General features: G+C 70.6%; 25 protein-coding genes. 23 read left to right on the plus strand and 2 right to left on the minus strand.

Annotated features, from left to right (window positions below; translation table 11 throughout):
- The first annotated feature begins 188 nt into the window (after nucleotides 1–188).
- The 16 genes from Q8Q85_14935 to Q8Q85_15010 all read left to right on the plus strand — a co-directional run bounded on the left by Q8Q85_14935 (nucleotide 189) and on the right by Q8Q85_15010 (nucleotide 13,275).
- Complete coding sequence (locus Q8Q85_14935; GenBank protein ID MDP3775553.1) at nucleotides 189–572, plus strand: YraN family protein; 384 nt, start codon at nucleotides 189–191, stop codon at nucleotides 570–572.
- Nucleotides 573–707: 135 nt separating this feature from the next.
- Nucleotides 708–1,751: a recombinase RecA gene (gene recA / locus Q8Q85_14940; GenBank protein MDP3775554.1), complete on the plus strand. Its 1,044-nt coding sequence runs from the start codon at nucleotides 708–710 to the stop codon at nucleotides 1,749–1,751.
- On the plus strand, nucleotides 1,752–2,384 hold the full coding sequence (locus tag Q8Q85_14945; GenBank protein MDP3775555.1) for a regulatory protein RecX: 633 nt from the start codon (nucleotides 1,752–1,754) through the stop codon (nucleotides 2,382–2,384).
- Between the two features lie 14 nt (nucleotides 2,385–2,398).
- Nucleotides 2,399–5,089 carry an alanine--tRNA ligase gene (gene alaS / locus Q8Q85_14950; GenBank protein MDP3775556.1) on the plus strand — a complete coding sequence of 897 codons (2,691 nt, stop codon included), beginning with the start codon at nucleotides 2,399–2,401 and terminating at the stop codon, nucleotides 5,087–5,089.
- Nucleotides 5,086–5,406 (plus strand): hypothetical protein, encoded by a 321-nt coding sequence (locus tag Q8Q85_14955; GenBank protein MDP3775557.1) that lies wholly within the window; start codon nucleotides 5,086–5,088, stop codon nucleotides 5,404–5,406. The genes alaS and Q8Q85_14955 overlap by 4 nt, the downstream gene beginning before the upstream one ends.
- Nucleotides 5,403–6,140: a phosphoglycerol geranylgeranyltransferase gene (locus Q8Q85_14960; GenBank protein MDP3775558.1), complete on the plus strand. Its 738-nt coding sequence runs from the start codon at nucleotides 5,403–5,405 to the stop codon at nucleotides 6,138–6,140. The genes Q8Q85_14955 and Q8Q85_14960 overlap by 4 nt, the downstream gene beginning before the upstream one ends.
- Nucleotides 6,137–6,898, plus strand: a complete 762-nt coding sequence (locus Q8Q85_14965; GenBank protein MDP3775559.1) for a CpsB/CapC family capsule biosynthesis tyrosine phosphatase — start codon at nucleotides 6,137–6,139, stop codon at nucleotides 6,896–6,898. The genes Q8Q85_14960 and Q8Q85_14965 overlap by 4 nt, the downstream gene beginning before the upstream one ends.
- Nucleotides 6,895–7,452 carry an SIS domain-containing protein gene (locus Q8Q85_14970; GenBank protein ID MDP3775560.1) on the plus strand — a complete coding sequence of 186 codons (558 nt, stop codon included), beginning with the start codon at nucleotides 6,895–6,897 and terminating at the stop codon, nucleotides 7,450–7,452. Before Q8Q85_14965 ends, Q8Q85_14970 begins: the two co-directional genes overlap by 4 nt.
- Before the next feature lie 175 nt (nucleotides 7,453–7,627).
- Nucleotides 7,628–8,317, plus strand: coding sequence for an SDR family oxidoreductase (locus Q8Q85_14975; GenBank protein MDP3775561.1), 690 nt, complete (start codon nucleotides 7,628–7,630; stop codon nucleotides 8,315–8,317).
- Nucleotides 8,310–9,542: a CCA tRNA nucleotidyltransferase gene (locus Q8Q85_14980; protein MDP3775562.1), complete on the plus strand. Its 1,233-nt coding sequence runs from the start codon at nucleotides 8,310–8,312 to the stop codon at nucleotides 9,540–9,542. The genes Q8Q85_14975 and Q8Q85_14980 overlap by 8 nt, the downstream gene beginning before the upstream one ends.
- A 5-nt stretch (nucleotides 9,543–9,547) precedes the next feature.
- Nucleotides 9,548–10,321 (plus strand): ZIP family metal transporter, encoded by a 774-nt coding sequence (locus Q8Q85_14985; protein ID MDP3775563.1) that lies wholly within the window; start codon nucleotides 9,548–9,550, stop codon nucleotides 10,319–10,321.
- Nucleotides 10,318–10,641 carry a type II toxin-antitoxin system prevent-host-death family antitoxin gene (locus Q8Q85_14990; GenBank protein MDP3775564.1) on the plus strand — a complete coding sequence of 108 codons (324 nt, stop codon included), beginning with the start codon at nucleotides 10,318–10,320 and terminating at the stop codon, nucleotides 10,639–10,641. Before Q8Q85_14985 ends, Q8Q85_14990 begins: the two co-directional genes overlap by 4 nt.
- Nucleotides 10,638–10,895, plus strand: a complete 258-nt coding sequence (locus tag Q8Q85_14995) for a hypothetical protein (protein MDP3775565.1) — start codon at nucleotides 10,638–10,640, stop codon at nucleotides 10,893–10,895. Before Q8Q85_14990 ends, Q8Q85_14995 begins: the two co-directional genes overlap by 4 nt.
- A gap of 246 nt (nucleotides 10,896–11,141) precedes the next feature.
- Entirely contained in the window at nucleotides 11,142–11,468 is a 327-nt protein-coding gene (locus Q8Q85_15000) for a type II toxin-antitoxin system prevent-host-death family antitoxin (GenBank protein MDP3775566.1), read from the plus strand.
- Nucleotides 11,465–11,887, plus strand: a complete 423-nt coding sequence (locus Q8Q85_15005; GenBank protein MDP3775567.1) for a type II toxin-antitoxin system VapC family toxin — start codon at nucleotides 11,465–11,467, stop codon at nucleotides 11,885–11,887. The genes Q8Q85_15000 and Q8Q85_15005 overlap by 4 nt, the downstream gene beginning before the upstream one ends.
- Nucleotides 11,884–13,275: a replication-associated recombination protein A gene (locus Q8Q85_15010; protein MDP3775568.1), complete on the plus strand. Its 1,392-nt coding sequence runs from the start codon at nucleotides 11,884–11,886 to the stop codon at nucleotides 13,273–13,275. The genes Q8Q85_15005 and Q8Q85_15010 overlap by 4 nt, the downstream gene beginning before the upstream one ends.
- Nucleotides 13,276–13,315: 40 nt before the next feature.
- Here Q8Q85_15010 and Q8Q85_15015 read toward each other — a convergent pair whose 3' ends face one another.
- Both Q8Q85_15015 and Q8Q85_15020 read right to left on the minus strand, forming a co-directional pair.
- Nucleotides 13,316–13,777, minus strand: coding sequence for a putative toxin-antitoxin system toxin component, PIN family (locus tag Q8Q85_15015; protein ID MDP3775569.1), 462 nt, complete (start codon nucleotides 13,775–13,777; stop codon nucleotides 13,316–13,318).
- Entirely contained in the window at nucleotides 13,770–14,114 is a 345-nt protein-coding gene (locus Q8Q85_15020; protein MDP3775570.1) for a hypothetical protein, read from the minus strand. Before Q8Q85_15020 ends, Q8Q85_15015 begins: the two co-directional genes overlap by 8 nt.
- A gap of 156 nt (nucleotides 14,115–14,270) precedes the next feature.
- Between Q8Q85_15020 and Q8Q85_15025 the strand changes: the two genes are divergently transcribed.
- From Q8Q85_15025 to Q8Q85_15055, 7 genes are all read left to right on the plus strand, one after another.
- Nucleotides 14,271–14,720, plus strand: a complete 450-nt coding sequence (locus Q8Q85_15025) for a nucleotidyltransferase domain-containing protein (protein ID MDP3775571.1) — start codon at nucleotides 14,271–14,273, stop codon at nucleotides 14,718–14,720.
- A gap of 257 nt (nucleotides 14,721–14,977) precedes the next feature.
- Nucleotides 14,978–15,385 (plus strand): hypothetical protein, encoded by a 408-nt coding sequence (locus Q8Q85_15030; protein MDP3775572.1) that lies wholly within the window; start codon nucleotides 14,978–14,980, stop codon nucleotides 15,383–15,385.
- 3 nt (nucleotides 15,386–15,388) lie between these two features.
- Complete coding sequence (locus Q8Q85_15035; protein MDP3775573.1) at nucleotides 15,389–15,745, plus strand: DUF5615 family PIN-like protein; 357 nt, start codon at nucleotides 15,389–15,391, stop codon at nucleotides 15,743–15,745.
- An 82-nt stretch (nucleotides 15,746–15,827) separates the two neighbouring features.
- On the plus strand, nucleotides 15,828–16,016 hold the full coding sequence (locus tag Q8Q85_15040; protein ID MDP3775574.1) for a nucleotidyltransferase domain-containing protein: 189 nt from the start codon (nucleotides 15,828–15,830) through the stop codon (nucleotides 16,014–16,016).
- The gene (locus Q8Q85_15045; protein MDP3775575.1) at nucleotides 16,013–16,447 is read left to right on the plus strand and encodes a nucleotidyltransferase domain-containing protein; all 435 of its coding nucleotides are present in this window, start codon (nucleotides 16,013–16,015) and stop codon (nucleotides 16,445–16,447) included. The genes Q8Q85_15040 and Q8Q85_15045 overlap by 4 nt, the downstream gene beginning before the upstream one ends.
- On the plus strand, nucleotides 16,444–16,872 hold the full coding sequence (locus Q8Q85_15050; GenBank protein MDP3775576.1) for a DUF86 domain-containing protein: 429 nt from the start codon (nucleotides 16,444–16,446) through the stop codon (nucleotides 16,870–16,872). Before Q8Q85_15045 ends, Q8Q85_15050 begins: the two co-directional genes overlap by 4 nt.
- Before the next feature lie 42 nt (nucleotides 16,873–16,914).
- The coding region (locus Q8Q85_15055; protein MDP3775577.1) for a hypothetical protein at nucleotides 16,915–17,332 on the plus strand (418 nt) is incomplete at its 3' end.

The raw sequence follows: 17,332 nt of genomic DNA on the forward strand, positions 1-17,332 counted from the left end.
TGTGGTAGCGGAAGTGGTGAAAAAGGTGCGGGGAGCGGTACCTTGGGATGCCCGTCGCGGCGCCGGGTGCGCCGCGTTGTGCATCGGGTGGTACCGCTCCCCGCTCCCCGCTCCTTTTGCACCACTTCCGCTACCACATGCGTTGATTCCGGTTATGTACCTGCGGCCGGCTTCCGTACTTTGGCGCCGTGCTCAAGTCCGACCCTTCCACCTGGACCGATGCGCGCCACCGAGACGGCGTGGCCGCGGAAGTGCTCGTTGCCGGCGTGATGCGCGCGCAGGGCTACGAGATCCTCGAACACCGGTTCCGCCATCATCGGCACGACGTGGACCTGGTTGCCCGGCGAGGCGCCGTGGTCGTGTTCGTGGAAGTGAAAGCGCGCTCCGACAGCCGGTTCGGCACTCCCGCCCAGTCGGTGACTCCCCGCAAGCGCCTCGAGCTGGTGCGCGCGGCCGGCGCCTGGCTCCAGCGCCACGGCCGCCCCGGGGACTGCTGCCGCTTCGACGTGATCGCGGTCCAGGGAGCCCGGGTCGAATGGCTCCAGTCGGCCTTCAGGCCGGGCTGGCGCTAATGGGCTTTCGGTATATATTCGGGGTGTCGGGTGCTGGGTTTTGGATGCCCGCCGGCGTGGCTGATCTACCGCCGGGCTGTGCATCCCCCTACACCCTGCACCCCACACCCTACACCCTTTTTTCTTGAGGTCCGCATGCCTGCCGATCCGCAAGACGACCGCCGCAAGGCCCTTAACCTCGCCATCGCCCAGATCGAGAAATCCTGCGGCAAAGGCTCGATCATGCGAATGGGGTCGGAGCGGTTCCGGGTGAGGGTGGACTTCATTCCGACCGGGGCGATAAACTTGGACGCCGCCATCGGCATCGGCGGCATCCCGCGCGGCCGGGTCACGGAGATCTTCGGGCCGGAGTCGTCCGGCAAGACCACGCTGGCGCTGCATGTCTCGGCCAACGCCCAGAAGGCTGGGGGCGTCGCCGCATACATAGACGCGGAGCACGCGCTGGACGTGGAGTTCGCGCGCAAGCTCGGCGTGGACGTGGACAACCTCCTGATCTCGCAGCCGGACACCGGGGAGCAGGGGCTGGAGATCTGCGACATCCTGGTGCGCTCGGGCGCGGTGGACGTAGTGGTGATCGACTCGGTGGCGGCGCTGGTCCCCAAGGCGGAGATCGAGGGGGACATGGGCGACTCGCACGTCGGGCTCCAGGCGCGGCTCATGAGCCAGGCGCTTCGCAAGCTCGCCGGCGCGATCAACCGCTCGCGCACGTCCGTGATCTTCATCAACCAGCTGCGCGAGAAGATCGGCGTCATGTACGGCAACCCGGAGACGACCTCGGGCGGGCGGGCGCTGAAGTTCTACGCTTCGGTGCGGCTCGACGTCCGTCGCATCGGCCCCGTGAAGGAGCGCGACGTGGTGATCGGGAACCGCACCCGCGTCAAGGTGGTGAAGAACAAGGTGGCCCCCCCGTTCCGGCAGGCCGAGTTCGACATCATGTTCGACGAGGGGATCAGCCACTCGGCGCTGCTGGTGGATCTCGCCAGCGAGTCGGGCGTCATCGAGAAGTCGGGCGCCTGGTACGCGTACAATGGCCAGAAGATCGGCCAGGGACGGGAGAACACCAAGCTCTTCCTGCGCGACAACCCGGCCCTGATGACGGAGATCGAGGGCAAGGTCAAGGAGGCGCTGGGGATGAAGCCCGGCGCCGTGGTCGAGGAAGAGGTCTCGAGCGAGGAGTAGATGCCGTTCATCACGGCGTTGGAGCCGGAGCCCGCGGGCAGCGGCATACGCGCCGCGGTGGACGGCGCGCCATTCGGGACGGTGTCTGCCGCCGACGTCCGCGAGCTGCGCCTCGCGGTGGGGGAGGCGCTCGACGACGGGCGCCTCTCGGCGTTGTCGGGACGGGCGGACGTTTTTTCGGCGCGCACCGTCGCGTTGAGGGTCCTGGCGGCGCGCGCTCTGCCCTCCCGCGAGGTGGCGCGCCGGCTGACGCGCAAGGGGCACCGGCGCGAGGCGGCCGAGGCGGCCGTGGGCGCGCTGGTGGAATCGGGACTCATCGACGACCTCGCGTTCGCGCGGCACTACGCCGAGACGCGCGCCCGGCGGGGCAAGCTCGGTCCCAGCCGCCTGGTCAGGGACCTGCGACGGCTGGGGCTGGCGGAGCGTGACGCGGAGGCGGCAGTGCGCGAGGCGCTGGCGGATGAGGGCCTCGATCCCCGGGTGCTCCTGCGCGAAGCGGCCGCGAAGAAGGCGCGCACGCTCAAAGGGCTCGACCCCGCCACGGGGCGGCGCCGGCTCAAGGCCTATTTGATGCGCCGCGGATTCAGCGCGGGGGACGTGAGCGAGGTGGTGAAGGAGGCGTTGGCGGGCTAGATTTTCCAGGTTCTATGCTCGCCGACGCGATCCGCCGCCGCTTCCTCGACTTCTTCGTCGCCCGCGATCACCGCGAGGTGCCGTCGTCCACCCTCGCGCCCGCCGACGACCCCACCCTGCTGTTCACCAACGCCGGAATGGTGCAGTTCAAGCGCACCTTCCTGGGCGTGGAGCACCGGGACTACCGGCGCGCCACCACCGCCCAGAAGTGCGTCCGCGCCGGCGGCAAGCACAACGACCTCGAGCAGGTCGGCCACACCGACCGGCACCACACCTTCTTCGAGATGCTGGGCAACTTCTCCTTCGGCGACTACTTCAAGCGGGACGCCATAACGTTCGCGTGGGAGTTCGTGACGGGGAGGGACTGGCTCGCGATCGACCCCTCCCGCATCCGGATCAGCGTCCATCATCAGGACGACGAGGCGCGAAGGCTCTGGCGCGAGATCGCCGGCATGGCGGACCAGCGGATCTACGGCCTGAGCGACCAGGACAACTTCTGGCAGATGGCTGACACGGGGCCGTGCGGGCCGTGCAGCGAGATCTATGTGGACCTGGGGGAGCGGGGAGCGGGGAGCGGTTCCATCGGTGCGTCCGTCCGGTCGGCGGAGCGGGAGGCCCCGGCGACGACGGCGCGCGCGTCCGATCACGTCCACTCCCTGGACGAGTTCGTAGAGGCCGCGGAGGCCGGGCGCTTCCTGGAGATCTGGAACCTCGTCTTCATGCAGTACGACCGGCAGCCCGGCGGAGCGCTGGTGCCGCTACCCGCGCCCTCGGTGGACACCGGCGCGGGGTTGGAGCGGATCGCCGCGGTCATGCAGGGCGAGCAGTCGAACTTCCACACCGATCTCTTCGCGCCGCTCATCGCGCGGGCCGAAGCGGTCATCCGGCAGCCCTACGATCGCGGGGAGGCCGGTGCGCCGTTCCGCGTCCTGGCCGATCACGCGCGCGCGGTCGCCTTCCTCCTCGCCGACGGCGTGTACCCGTCCAACGAGGGGCGAGGCTACGTGCTGCGGCGCATCCTGCGCCGGGCGGTGCGGCACGCGTACCTCATGGGCCGCCGCGAGCCAACGCTGGTGCACCTCGTGGACCAAGTCGTGAAGACGATGGGAGGCCACTATCCCGAGCTGGTGAAGAGCGCCAAGCTCCTTGCCGAGCTGACCGCGTCCGAGGAGGAGCGTTTCCTCGAGACGATCGAGGGCGGGCTCCGGCGCATGGAGCAGCTCACGGAAGTGAGCGGGGAAGAGGCGTTCAAGCTGTACGACACCTACGGATTCCCGATCGACCTCACGCATATCGTCGCGGCCGAACGCGGGATCACGGTGGACGTGGCGGGATTCGAGCGGCTGCTGGATGAGCAGCGGGAGCGGTCGAGAAAAGCGGCGGGCACCGGCGCACCGGCGCACCGGCGCGCCGAGGGAGCCCCGGCGGTCCAGGTGCACCAGAGCGGCTGGATCAGGGTGAAGCCGAGGCTCCGGCAGCGTTGGGTGGGCTACGAGACCACCCGCGCCGAGACCGACATCCTCGCCTTCCAGCGCACCGAGAGCGGGGTGGGGCTCGTGCTCCACCAGAACCCGTTCTTTGCCGAGAGCGGCGGCCAGGTCAGCGACCGCGGCAAAGTCGTGGGGCAGGGCTGGGAGCTGGCCGTGGATGAGGTCCGGAAGATCGAAGGGCGCACCGCGGTCTTCGGCGCGTACGACGGCCCGTTCGAGCCGACGCCGGCGCTAGCCGTGGTGGACCAGCGGATGCGGCGCGACATCGAGCGGAACCATTCTGCGACGCACCTGTTGCACGCGGCGCTGCGCAAGGTCCTCGGCACCCACGTCGGGCAGGCGGGCTCGGTCGTGTCGCCGGAGCGGCTGCGCTTCGACTTCACGCACCACCATCCCATCCCGGCCGAGACGCTGAAGGCGATCGAGGACGAAGTGAACGAGCACGTCTGGGAGAACCTCGAGGTGCTCACGGACGAGATGAAGTACGCGGACGCGCTCAAGCTCGGCGCGATGGCGTTCTTCAGCGAGAAGTACGGGGACGTGGTGCGCGTCGTGACCGTGCCCGAGGTGTCCCGCGAGTTGTGCGGAGGGACGCACGTGCGGACTACCGGGCAGATCGGCCTGACGCGGGTGGTGAGTGAGAGCGGGGTCGGCGCGGGAATCCGGCGGATCGAGGCGCTAACCGGGCCCGGCGCGTTCGCGTGGCTCGACCGGCGCCAGCGGCTGCTGGAGAGCGCGGCTGAGAGGGCCGGGAGCGCGCCGGAGCACCTAGCGCGCCGGGTGGAGTCGCTGGTGGAGGAGCGGCGCAAGCTGGAGAAGCGGGTCGAGGAGCTGATCCGCGGCGGCGGCGCGCCGGGCGCCGCGCAGACGACCGACGTGAACGGCACGGCGGTGAGCGTCACGCGGGCCCCATCGGGCGACCGCAACGAGATCGGCGCGATGGTGGATGCATTCCGCTCGAAGACCAAGAGCGGCGTCCTCGTCATCGTGGCGACCGGCGACCGGCCGGGCATCCACGCGGGCGTGACCGACGACCTCATCGCGCGCGGGGTCACGGCGCCCGACCTCGTGAACCGGATCGCGGCACTGTCGGGGGGCAAGGGCGGTGGCCGGCCCCACTTCGCCTCCGCCGGCGCCGGCGACCCGGGCCGCCTGGACGAGGCGGAGCGACGCGCGTCCGAGATCGTCCGGGAAGTTCTGAGCTCGCACTCGTGACGAAGACGAAAGTGCGGGAGTGGCTGTTCTCGCGGAAAGCGGCGCCGCCACCAGTGCTCGCGGAGCGCCTCGAGCAGGTGCTTGCGGCGTACCCGGAAGAGAGCCTTGCCGTGGGCGGCTCGATCACATCCGCTATGGGAGCGCTCGGGCTCGCCACGCTTGGCTCGCTGGCCGGCCGTGACCCGCGCTCGGTAGAGGTGGGCCTCGACCTGCTCGCCGCCGACGCGTTCGTCACCTTCGCGTTCGAGGCGGCGGCGGAGGAGCGCGCTGACGTGGGACCGCTGGTGAGCTGGCTCCTCGAGCGGGCGGCGGCGTGAGCACTGTGCTCGAGCGGTTGTGCGCGCGCGCACCGGGCCTGCTGGTGCTGGTGGACCCGGAGCGCACCGCTGCCTCGGACGCGGCGCGGCTGGCCGAGCGCGCCGAGCGTGATGGGGCGGCCGGACTCCTGATCGGGACGTCGTTCGACGGCGCCGCGCGCACCGGCGAGGTGGCGGCCGCCATCAAAGGGGCGACGAGCCTTCCGCTCCTGTTGTTCCCGGGCTCGGCCAATCAGCTGGTGCCCGATGTGGACGCGGTGCTGCTCCTCTCGCTGGTCTCCGGCCGCAACCCTCAGTACCTGATCGAGGAGCACGTGCGCGCCGTGCCGTTCCTGCTTCGGCACGGCATCCCCACCATCTCGACCGCGTACATCCTGGTGGACGGCGGGAGGGTCACCGCGGCGGAGGCGGTGAGCCAGACGCGACCGCTTCCGGCCGACAAGCCTGAGCTTGCCGCGGTGCATGCGGTCGCCGCCAGCCTGATCGGCATGGCGGCCGTGTACCTCGACGCCGGGAGCGGCGCGGCAAATCCGGTCGGCCCCGATGTGGTGGGCGCGGTGCGCCGGGCGGTGGGGCTGCCGGTGTTCGTCGGCGGGGGCATCCGGACGCCGGCGCAGGTCCGCGCGGCGCGCGCGGCCGGCGCCGATTTCGTGGTCGTGGGCAACGCCATCGAGGCGGGCGGTCCGGACGCGATCCGCGAGTTGGTCGAGGCGGCGCGGGACGGGTCGCGGTGATCGACCTGCACACCCATCTCCTCCCGGGGGTGGACGACGGCTCGGACGATGTCGCGCAGTCGGTGGCGGTGCTGACGAAGTTCGCGGAGATGGGGGTCACCGCCGTGTGCTGCACGCCGCATCTCAAGGCCAGCCACCTCGACGACGCGCCGTGCGAGGAGCTGGACGAGCTCGTGGACCAGCTGCGCTTGGCCGCACCGCCGGAGCCCAGGCTCACCCGCGGCTTCGAGATCATGCTCGACGTCCCGAACCCCGTCTTCGGGGACCGCTGTCTTGGACTCGGGGGGACGCGCTACCTGCTGGTGGAGTTCGGCCGGCTGGTGCCGGCCTACGGCAGCGTCGAGGCGCTCGCCCGGGTGGCGGCTCAGGGCGTGGTGCCGCTGCTCGCGCATCCTGAGCGCTACGCCGTTTGTTCGGTCGAGGTGGCCGCGCGTTGGCGCGAGGCGGGTGCGCTGCTCCAGGTGGATGCCACCACGCTGCTGGCGGACACGCGACGCGCCGGTCGGGCCCGCGCCCTGGTCGAAGCGGGGTGTGCGACCATCATCGCGAGCGACAACCACGGTGACCAGCGCAACCTCAAGGCGGCAGTGGAGTGGCTCGAGAGCCACGGCGGACGAACCCAGGCGCACCTGCTGGCGGTGGAGAACCCGGCCGCGATCCTCGCGGACCAAGCGCCGGCGCCGGTGCCGCCGCTGCGCTTTCGCCGCTCGTGGTACTCGATGCTCAAGGAATTCGTGGTGGGAGGCAAGGAAGCGTGACGCTGGGGCACCTGAGTGAGCTGGGCCGGCTGGCCGAGCGCTGCGCGGTGGAGCTCGCGGAGCCGGTGCGGCGCTATACCGAGCTGGTGCGGGCGACGCTGGCGGCGGGGCGCACGGTCTTCTTCGCGGGGAACGGCGGGAGCGCCGCGCACGCTCAGCATATCGCGACCGAGTACGTGGTGCGCTACCTGCCGGTGAAGCGGAAGGCTGCCGCGGTGCTCGCCCTCTCCACGGACAGCTCGCTCGTGACGGCGGCCGCGAACGACCTCGGCTTCGACCAGGTCTTCGCGCGGCAGGTCGAGGCGCACGGCCGGGAGGGCGACCTCCTGGTGCTCGTCAGCACGTCAGGGAACTCGCCCAACCTGGCGCACGCCGCCCAGGCGGCACGGGCCGCGGGAGTCACGACCGTGGGGCTGCTTGCCAGAGGCGGCGGGCCACTCAAGGACGTCGTGGACCTGGTGATCCTCGTGCCGACGGACGACGGGGCGCACGCGCAGGAGATCCAGCTCGCCATCGACCACTACGTGTGCTCGCAGATCGAGCCGGGGCTGTGAAGCAAAGACAGACGCGCAGACGCACAGACGCGCAGACCCGCAGACGCACAGACGCACAGACGCACAGGCGCAACCGGCGCACCGGCGCACCGACGCACCGACGCACAGGCGCACCGACGCGCAGACGCACAGGCGCACAGGCGCACCGGCGCACCGACGCGCAGGGCGCGGGTGAGTGGGCGTGGTGATTGACCTGGCGGGGAAGCGCGCGGTCGTGACCGGCGGCGCCCGCGGCATCGGGAAGGCCACGGCCGAGATGTTCCGGCAGGCGGGTGCCGAGGTGATCACGGTGTCGCGCTCCACCCACGGCGACCTCTCCGATCCGTGCGTCTCCGAGAAGGCGGCGGCCGCGGTCGCGGCGCCGCTGCACGCCTTGGTGGTGAATCACGGCGTGTGGGTGCCGGACGCGGCGGCCCTGGCGCAGATGCCTCCCAGCCAGTGGCACTCCACTATCGCGCAGAACCTCGATTCGTACTTCTACGTGGTGCGCGCCTTCGCGCCGAAGCTGGTGGACGGCGCCTCGATCGTGTTCGTCGCGTCCACGGCCGCGCAGCGCGGCGAGGCCTTCCACGCCGACTACGCCGCCAGCAAGGGCGCCATCGTGTCGCTCACCAAGAGCCTCGCGGTGGAGCTGGCGCCGAGCATCCGAGTGAATTGTGTCGCCCCGGGATGGGTGGACACGGAGATGGCCGCCCAGCCGTACGCCGGCGGCGGCCGGGCCCGCATCGAGGCGACGATCCCGCTCGGCCGGGTGGCGTCGCAGGAGGATGTCGCTGGTCCCATCCTCTTCCTCTGTTCCGACCTCGCGCGCCACATCACGGGTGAGATACTCAACGTCAACGGCGGGAGCGTCCTGGGTGGCTGAGGTCTTCCCGGTAGAACGCATCCCCGCCGAGGTCGGCAAGATCGCGTCCCGTCTCAGGGACTCCGGCTTCGAGGTCTGGTACGTGGGCGGCGCGGTGCGTGACGTCCTCCTCGAGCTGCTGCTCGGCCAGTCCGCGGCGCGGGTCGGTGACTTCGACATCGCCACTTCGGCGCGGCCCGAGCAGGTGCAGGCGCTGTTCCGGCGCACCGTGCCGGTCGGCATCGAGCACGGCACCGTGGCGGTGCTGGACCAGAGCGGCATCGCCCACGAGGTCACGACGTTCCGCAAGGACGTGAAGACCGACGGGCGCCACGCCGAGGTGGAGTTCGGCGTGACGCTGGAGGACGACCTGGCCCGGCGTGACTTCACGATCAACGCCGTCGCGGTCCATCCCTGGAGCGGCGAGATCCGCGATCCGTTCGGCGGCCGGGACGACCTGCGCGCTCGCGTCGTCCGCGCGGTAGGCGACCCCGCAATGCGGTTCCGCGAGGATGGGCTGCGGGTGCTGCGGGCGCTCCGGTTCGCCGCGACGTTGGGGTTCGCGCTCGATCCCGCGACCTGGGATGCCCTCGTCGCTGCGGCGTCGGACCTGGCGCACCTCTCGCGCGAGCGGGTGCGGGACGAGTGGCTCAAGATGCTCGCGACCAGCTTGCCGTCGGTCGGGGTGGGCCTCTGGCGCCGGGCCGGAGTGTGGCGCGAAGTGTGGCCGGAGCTGGCGGATTTCGACGCGCGCGCCGAGGGAACGCTCGACGAGATCGAGCCTCGCGATCCGGTGCTGCTGACGGCGGCGGCGCTCGGGTACGTCGTGGGCGGCTCGGACGCGGCCGAGGCCGCGGTGCGGCGCCTGCGGTTCTCCAGCGGGGACGTGGAACGGGTTCGCTGGGTCGTCGGAGGCTTGGCGGAGCCGCTGCCGGCGCCCGGCGCTACCCGGGAGGTCCGCCGCTGGCTCTCGCGCCACCGCGCCAGCGCCCGGGACGTCATCGCCGTGTCCGAGCCACGCGCCCGTCGTGCCGACCTTCTGGCGGCCGTGGAGGCGGTGATCGCATCGGGTGACGCGATCGGCATCCGCGATCTGGCCGTCACCGGCGACGATCTCCAGGCGGCCGGGCTCGCACCGGGCAAAGCCATGGGCGAGGTGCTGCGCCGCCTTCTGGACGAAGTCCTCGACGAGCCGTGGCGCAACACCCGCGAGCACCTGCTCGTCCGCGCCAAGGAGTTGTCGTGAGCATCATGCCGGCCGTGCTGTTCGGGGTGGTGGCGGCGGCCGCGAACCTGCTCGGCGCTGTGGCCGTCGCGCGCAGCGCCCGCATGGGGCTTCGGGTGATCGAGGGGTTCGTCGCGTTCGCGGCGGGATTCATGCTCGCGCTCGCGCTCGTAGCGGCGGTGCCCGAGGCGCTGCGCCGGGATGCCGCGACGGCCGCGCCCGTTATCCTCCTCGGCTACCTGCTCGTGCACCTCTCCCAGCACACCCTCACGCCGCACTTCCACTTCGGCGAGGAGACGCACGTGGTCTCCGAGCGGGCGAGCAGCGCCGCGCTCGTCGGCCTGCTGTTGCACACCTTCTTCGACGGCGTCGCCATTGCGTCGGGGTTCCTCGTCAGCGCATCCCTCGGCGTGCTCTTCTTCGTCGCGATCTTCCTGCACAAGATTCCCGAGGGCGTCACGGTCTCGAGCCTGGTGATCGCATCCGGAGGCACCGCCCGGCGCGGCTACTTCGCGGCCGCGCTGCTCGGCGGCGCCACGATCCTCGGCGTCCTGGTCACGGCGTGGGCGGGGGTGCTCCAGGAGTACGGGCTCGCGCTCTCGGCGGGGGTGACGATCTACGTGGGCGCATCGAACCTCGTGCCCGAGTTCCAGGGAAAGAAGGGATGGATGCTCCCGGCGGCGTTCTTCGCCGGCGCGGGGGCGTTCCTCCTCGCCCACGGCCTCCTGGAGCGGGCCTTGGGATCAGGGGGCGATGTGACTATATTGGTCACGTCGATTGGACCAATGAGGTCACCATGAAGAAGTACGGGAAGGCCAAGACCCGGAAGGTCGCGAAGGTGTCGGAGCTGAAGGCGGGGTTGAGCGGGTACCTGGCCCAGGTGAAGCGGGGCGAGGAGGTCGTCATCACTGAGCGCGGACGGACCATCGCGAAGCTCATTCCGGTCCCGCCGGCGGAGGACGATGAGATGGAGCGGATGAGGGAGCTGGAGCGTCGCGGCATTCTGACGATACCGGAGCACCCGGGCGTCCCGCCGGAGTACTGGACCCTTGAGCTGCCGAAGGATCCCGAGGGACTGGTACTCAAGGCCCTGCTGGAGGAACGGGAGGAGGGCCGGTGAGGTTTTGGGATGCCTCGGCGCTCGTGCCGCTGCACGTCGCGGAGCGCCGCACGGCGGACATGCGCGCGCTCTTCAAGGACGACGAAGCGGTCGTCGTGTGGTGGGGTACGGTGGTCGAGTGCGCGTCGGCGCTCGCCCGCCAGCACCGGCGGCGTACCCTCCTGGGAACGATCCCCTCGACGCCATCGTGCTGGAGCGCCATCAGCGTCATCTGGTCGGCGGGCACGTTCTGCGGGTGGCACCACCTGAGGTGATCGTGGTTCGCAAGCTCGAGCGGTGCCGGGATGGTGGCACCGAACGGCATCTGCGTGATGGGCGCGGAATCCTGGAGTATGTTGGCCCGGCGCTGGATCAGCAGGCTCTGGAGGCGCTTGTGGCCTAACGCGGGCTGCAGCAGGAACTTGCCGCGGCCATGCCCTGCCGCTCGAATGACCGCGGGCCTTGGGATGAGGGGGCGATGTGACTATATTGGTCACATCGACTGGACCAATGAGGTCATGATGAAAAAGCACGGGAAGGCCAAGAACCGGAAGGTCGCGCAGGTGTCGGAGCTGAAGGCGGGGCTGAGCGGGTACCTGGCCCAGGTCAAGCGAGGGGAGGAGATCATCGTCACGGAGCGCGGGCGGACCATCGCGAAGATCATCCCGGTGCCGCCGCCCGAGAACGATGAGGAAGCCCGGATGCGCGAGGCGGAGCGCCAGGGCCGGATCATCGTGCGGGGGTCCGGTCGCCTCCCGGACAGCTTCTTCGCCTGGGAGCGCCCCAAGGTGCCGGAGGGGGCCATCGAGCGGTGGATCGCCTGGGAGCGCTACGAGGATGAGTCGTGAGGTTCTGGGATTCCTCGGCGATCGTGGCGACGCTCGTCGCTCAGCCCGGCACCGAAGCGTGTCTGGCCCTGGCAGAGGCTGACCCGGCAATGGTGGTGTGGTGGGGCACCGTGGTCGAGTGCGAGGCGGCCCTCGGACGCCTGGTACGAACGGGGGAGGTGGCCGAAGCGGCGGTGTCCGCCCTGCGGGCGGGGCTGGCGCAGATGGAATGGCGCGAGGTGGCCCCGCGGCAGGCGATTCGCGACATCGCGGCGTCCGTGTTGCGGCGCCATCCGCTCAAAGCCGGAGACGCACTCCAATTGGCTGCTGCTCTCTCGTGGAGCGCGGAAACGGCACCGGATCAGCCGTTCGTCACGCTGGATCGGCGCCTCCGGAAGGCGGCGCTCGCCGAGGGATTCGAGGTCCTGCCGTCCCTGTGACCCGCGAGCCCTCGCTGTTCGCCCCACCCGCGGGCGCGCAGCCCCTCGCAGCGCGCATGCGCCCCCGCTCGCTCGACGAGTTCCTCGGCCAGGAGCAGCTGCTGGGCCCCGGCAAGGCGCTCGGCGAGCTCATCCGCCGCGGGGAAGTGGGTTCGATGATCTTCTCGGGCCCGCCAGGCTCCGGAAAAACAACGCTCGCCTTCCTCATCGCCGCCTACACCGAACGCGAGTTCGTCCCGTTCAGCGCGGTGACCGAAGGTGTGCCGCGCGTCCGCGGGATCATCAAGGAAGCCGAGGACCGCCTCGCGCTCAACGGCCGCCGCACCATCCTCTTCTGTGACGAGATCCACCGGTTCAACCGCGCGCAACAGGACGCGTTCCTGCCGCACGTGGAGCGCGGGACCATCGCGCTCATCGGCGCCACGACGGAGAACCCGTCGTTCGAGCTCACCGGCGCGCTGCTCTCGCGGACGCGGGTGTTCGTGCTCGAGCCGCTCTCGGAAGCACACGTCAGGATCCTGGTCGAGCGTGCCATCGCGGACTCGGAGCGAGGGCTGGGCAAGCTGGGGCTCACGATCGATGACGAGGCGCTCGCGCTGCTTGGTCGCGAGGCGGATGGTGACGCGAGGCGCGCTCTCTCGGCGCTCGAGGCGGCGGCGGAATTCGTCAGCGGGCACGGGGGCACAGGCGCACAGGCGCACGCCGAGGCAACCGGGGGCGACCGTGCGGCTGTGCCCCTGTGCATCCGTGCGTCTGACATCGCCGATGCGCTCCAGAGGCGATTCGCGCGGTACGACAAGGGCGGGGAGGAGCACTACAACCTCATTTCGGCGCTCCACAAGGCGATGCGCGGGTCGGACCCGGACGGCGCGCTGTACTGGCTCGCCCGGATGATCGACGGTGGTGAGGACCCGCTCTTCATCGCCCGGCGGGTGGTGCGCGCCGCGTCCGAGGACGTCGGCCTCGCGGATCCGCGCGCCCTGAGCGTGGCGCTGGCGGCCAAGGAGGCGCTGCACTTCCTGGGGCAGCCGGAGGGGGAGCTGGCCTTGGCCGAGGCAGTGCTCTACGTGACGACCGCACCCAAGTCGAACCGGGTGTACGAGGCCTGGGGCGCGGCCCTGGCGGCCGCCAGGGAGCACCCGGCCGAAGGGGTCCCGCTTCACATCCGCAACGCGCCGACGTCCCTCATGAAGGAGCAGGGCTACGGCAAGGGCTACCAGTACGCCCACGCGGCGCCGGAGGGGTACACGCCGCAGGAATATCTCCCGGAGGTGCTGCGCGGGACGCGGTTCTACGAGCCCACCGGGTTCGGGTTCGAGAAAGAGATCGCGAAGCGAATGGCGTGGTGGGCTGAGTTGAAATCGCGGGCCGCCGCGGCCCAACCCTGACGCTGCTGGCGCGGATGATCGACGGGGGTGAGGACCCACTCTAGCCGCCGAGGGTCTGAACGAACTCCCGCGGGCTCACGATGCGAAGGCCGCGGAGCCGGCGCTCCGGGTCGGCACCCAGCTCGTCGAAGTGCCTGAGGTTGCCCGTGACGAGGCACGCGGCGCGGCCCGCGAGCGCGGTCTCGAGCACGGCGTTGTCAGCTGGGTCGCGCCTGAGGACGCTGAGGCGCCCCTTGATGCGCACCAGACCGTCGGGCTCCGTGAGGGAGACCACCAGGCCGGTGAAGGCGTAGGCGGCGTCGGGTGGGATCTGGAGCTTGGGGTAGGCGAGCGCGCGTACGAGCTCGGCGACGATCGGGGGGCTCGTGACCAGCCTGAAGGCGCCGCGCGCGGCGAGTTTCAGGCACTGGAGGGGCGGGGTAGTCCGGGCGGCGCGCTGGGCCAGCAGCGCCGAGACCAGCACGTTGGTGTCGAGGACCGCCCGGAGGAGCGACTCAGGCACCGGGGCCGCGGCGGGCCCAGGCCACGGCTTCGGTGGCGAGGTCGGCGATCTCCTCTTGGCTTAGGTCGGCGGGCGGGAGCTGCGAGGCGATGGCCTCGAGCCGCGCCTCCAGGGCGGCGGCGCGGATGGCGGCCCCGAGCTTGCTCGCGGTCCGCTCCTCGCCCAGCGTCTGCTCCAGGGCCAGGATGGCCTGGCGGGTTTCGAGCGGCAGGCCGGTGTAGAGACGCAGGGCCTCCGCTACGATGGAGCTCTGCGGGCGTCGCTCCTCCTTGGCGGCGCGCTGGGCCGCCCGGTAGATCGCGGGGTCGAGGGACGAGCTGATGGTTTTCGTGGCCATCATTAAACTTATTGAAGCGCGCCCGGATCCGCAACCGGGCGGCCGCGACGGCGCATGACGCGCCGCCGAGCAGGCCTCAAGCACGCGCCGACTGCCTCTCGGTCCGGTTCGGCGGTAGCTTCTCCGCATGCGGATCGAGGCGCAGGCGGGCAATACGTGAATCCGGTCGAGGAGGCCGTGCCGGACCGGTTCACGATGAGACGGCTCCACGTGGTGGACCCCGTCTCGCGGGCGCGCGTCGCCGCGACGCTGGCGGACGGGTTGTCGGGCGAGTCCGACGTGGCCTTTGCGTTCCTGTACGGGTCCTTCGTGGATTCGGAGGCGTTCCACGACATCGACGTCGGGGTCTATCTCCGCTCCGGGCAGTCCGGGCTTCTCTATGGCGCGCTGCTCTCCCAGCGTCTGAGCGAGCGGGTGGGCTTTCCGGTGGATGCCCGCGTCCTGAATGGGGCCCCGGTGTCTTTCCTGTACCACGTGATGCGGGGGCGGGTCGTCCTGAGCCGCGACGATGCGCTCTTGGGAGACGTGATGGAGCGCACCATGCAGCGCTATCTGGACATCGCCCCGCTGCTGCGGCGCAGCGCCAGGGAGGCGTTCGCAACGTGAGCCTGAACGCGGACCTGATCCGGACGCGGTGCGCCGAGATCGAGGAGTCGCTGGGCCGCCTGGAACGGACTGGTGTTCGAAGTCGTGGCCCGGGACCTGGGTGACCTGCGGGCGTTCGCGGGGGCGATGGCGCGGCTGCTGTAGCTCGGCACCAGAGGGCTTGCCTGGCGGACGCCAGGACCGAGTTGTAGATGCAGCCTTGACGTGGCCGGCGGTGGTGTTTACGATGTTTACGTCGTAATCATAGTGAGGGGTCCATGGCATCATCCACGGTGGCGACCCGCCTTCCGGCCGCGTTGCTGCGCGAGATCACCCGCTACGCCAAGCGGCGGCGCATGGGGCCGTCGGAGGCGCTGCGGGCGATCGTGGACGAGTGGGTCACGACGGCCAAGTACCCGGCAATAGAGTTCCGGGACGGCCCGGTGGGGAGGCGGCCGGGGATGCGGGGCGGTCCCGACGTCTGGGAACTGGTGATGGTGGCGAGAGACGTGGGGACCGATGCGGAGGCTTTGCGCGAGTATTTCGGCCCGCACCTGTCGCCCGGGGCGATCCAGCAGGCTCTGGCGTACGCGGCCGAGCATCCGGATGTGGACGCGTGGGTGGACGAGAACGAGCGGCTCGGCGAGGAGCTGGAGCGGAAGTTCCTGGCGCGGGCCCGAGCCTAGCCGTTGCGGATCCTGCTCGACGAGAACATGGATCGGCGGGTCGCGGCGGCGCTTGCCAACCGTGGGATTGATGTGGTGCACGTCCTGGACATCGGTCTTGCGGGCGCGTCGGACGTGGCCGTGTTCGACTGGGCGATCGGGCAGGACAGGGTGATTGTGACGCGCGACTACCCGGACTTCAGCCATCTCGCGAGTGTCGCCCAGCGGGTGGGGCGGTCGTTTCCGGGGGTGCTGTTAGTGTCGCGCGCGCTCAGGCCGGGAAACGTTGGAGCAATCGCCACGGGGGTCGAGCGGTTCGCGCGGGGCAGCAGGGTGCTCGCCCCCGGAACGGTGGCGTGGGTGACAGCGGGCGAGGGATAGGGGCTCGGCAACTGCGCGCCGCCGCGGCCAAGTCACGCCGCGCCGACTGCCTCGCGGCCCGATTCGGTAGTAACTTCTTCGCATGCGGATCGAGTCTGAGCGCCTGATCAAACAGGCCGATCGAGACCTAGAGAACGCCGGAAAGAACGTGGGCATCGAGGCGTTAGAGGTCGCCGGTGTGTACCTGTTCGGGTCGCTGGCCGAGGGTCGCGCGGTACCAGGGAGCGACGCCGACGTGCTGGTGCTCTTAGCGACGGGGAGGGAGCCGTGAGTCCTCGCATGCCACCGCTGACGCCGGGGCATCTGGAGCGTCTGGCCGCCGTCGCGCCGCAGGTGGCGCGGGAGGCGGGCTACCGGCTCGTGGTGCTGTTCGGGTCCGCGGCGCGGGGCGAACCCGGTCCCGACGATCTCGACCTGGGGGTCCTCGCGTCGGGTCTGCTCGACCCGATTGACGCGACCAACCGCTTCGTCGCGGCGCTCCACACGGATCGGGTGGACGTGGCCGACCTGCGGCGGGCGGACCCGGTGTTGGGGGCGGTGGTCGCGCGGGACGGCGTCGTGCTGTTCGAGGAGTCGCGGGGCGAGTTCGCGCGATTCGCCTCGCTGGCGTCGCGCCGTTATGCGGATACCAGGAAATTCCGCGAGCTCGAGCACCAGGATTTCCTCGAACGCCTGGCGCGGCTGAGGGCGGCGACGGCGTGACGGAACTCGATCGGGACGTGGTGCGGCGAAAGCTGGCGGTGATCGCCACGAACCTCGATCGGCTCGGCGGCATCGAGGGACTCACCCTGGAGCAGTATCGGGGCGACTGGATGCGCGTGAAGGCGACCGAACGTCTGTTGCAGGAGGTGGTCGAGGCGGCGGTGGACGTCAACCAGCACTTGCTGCGGGCGTTCGCGGAGGGGCCCTCTCGGGATTACCGGCAGAGCTTCGTGGACCTCGGGCGCGCGGGGGTCATCCCGCCCGCCTTGGCGGAAGACCTCGCTCCATCGGCCGGCCTGCGTCACCGGCTGGTCCACGAGTATGACGAGGTTGACGATGCGATCGTGCTGGCGTCCGTCGCGAAGGCCCGGCGGCTCTACGGCGCCTATCTGGAAGCCGTCGAGCGCCGCGTGACGCAGGGGTGACCATCCGATTGCGGATGTCCCTCGGGAGCACCTCATCGTCGCTTGACGTACGCCGCCGTCTCGGATCTCTCGCCGCAAGGTGGGGTCCGGCTCCCGACGGTCAAGCGCCGGGACGTTTACGGCAGCACCTCGACGCGGAGGTTCGGGACGGCGCGGAAGAACGCGTGCCTCGTCCGGGAACGCCGACGCACACTCGACGAGCAGCTCCGGAGTCCGCAGCTCGCGCAACCAGAACGCGACGTGCGCTGCCGTTGGTTGGTCGCGCGCGCCAAAATAGCTGGCCTCCACCAGGCGGCGGATCATCGGCCAGTCCTGGTCGCGCTGGGTCTTCTTTGCCGCGACGAGGTCAGGCAGCGCGAGCAGATCCACCTGGAGCGGCGGGTCGGCGTCCGCCGGAAGCGACAACGTCGTGCGGCGCGTCCAGAGCGCCGGGAACGCGTCCACTCCGCGCATGCGCGCC

This window comes from Gemmatimonadales bacterium (genome assembly GCA_030697825.1).
GTDB lineage: Bacteria > Gemmatimonadota > Gemmatimonadetes > Gemmatimonadales > JACORV01 > JACORV01.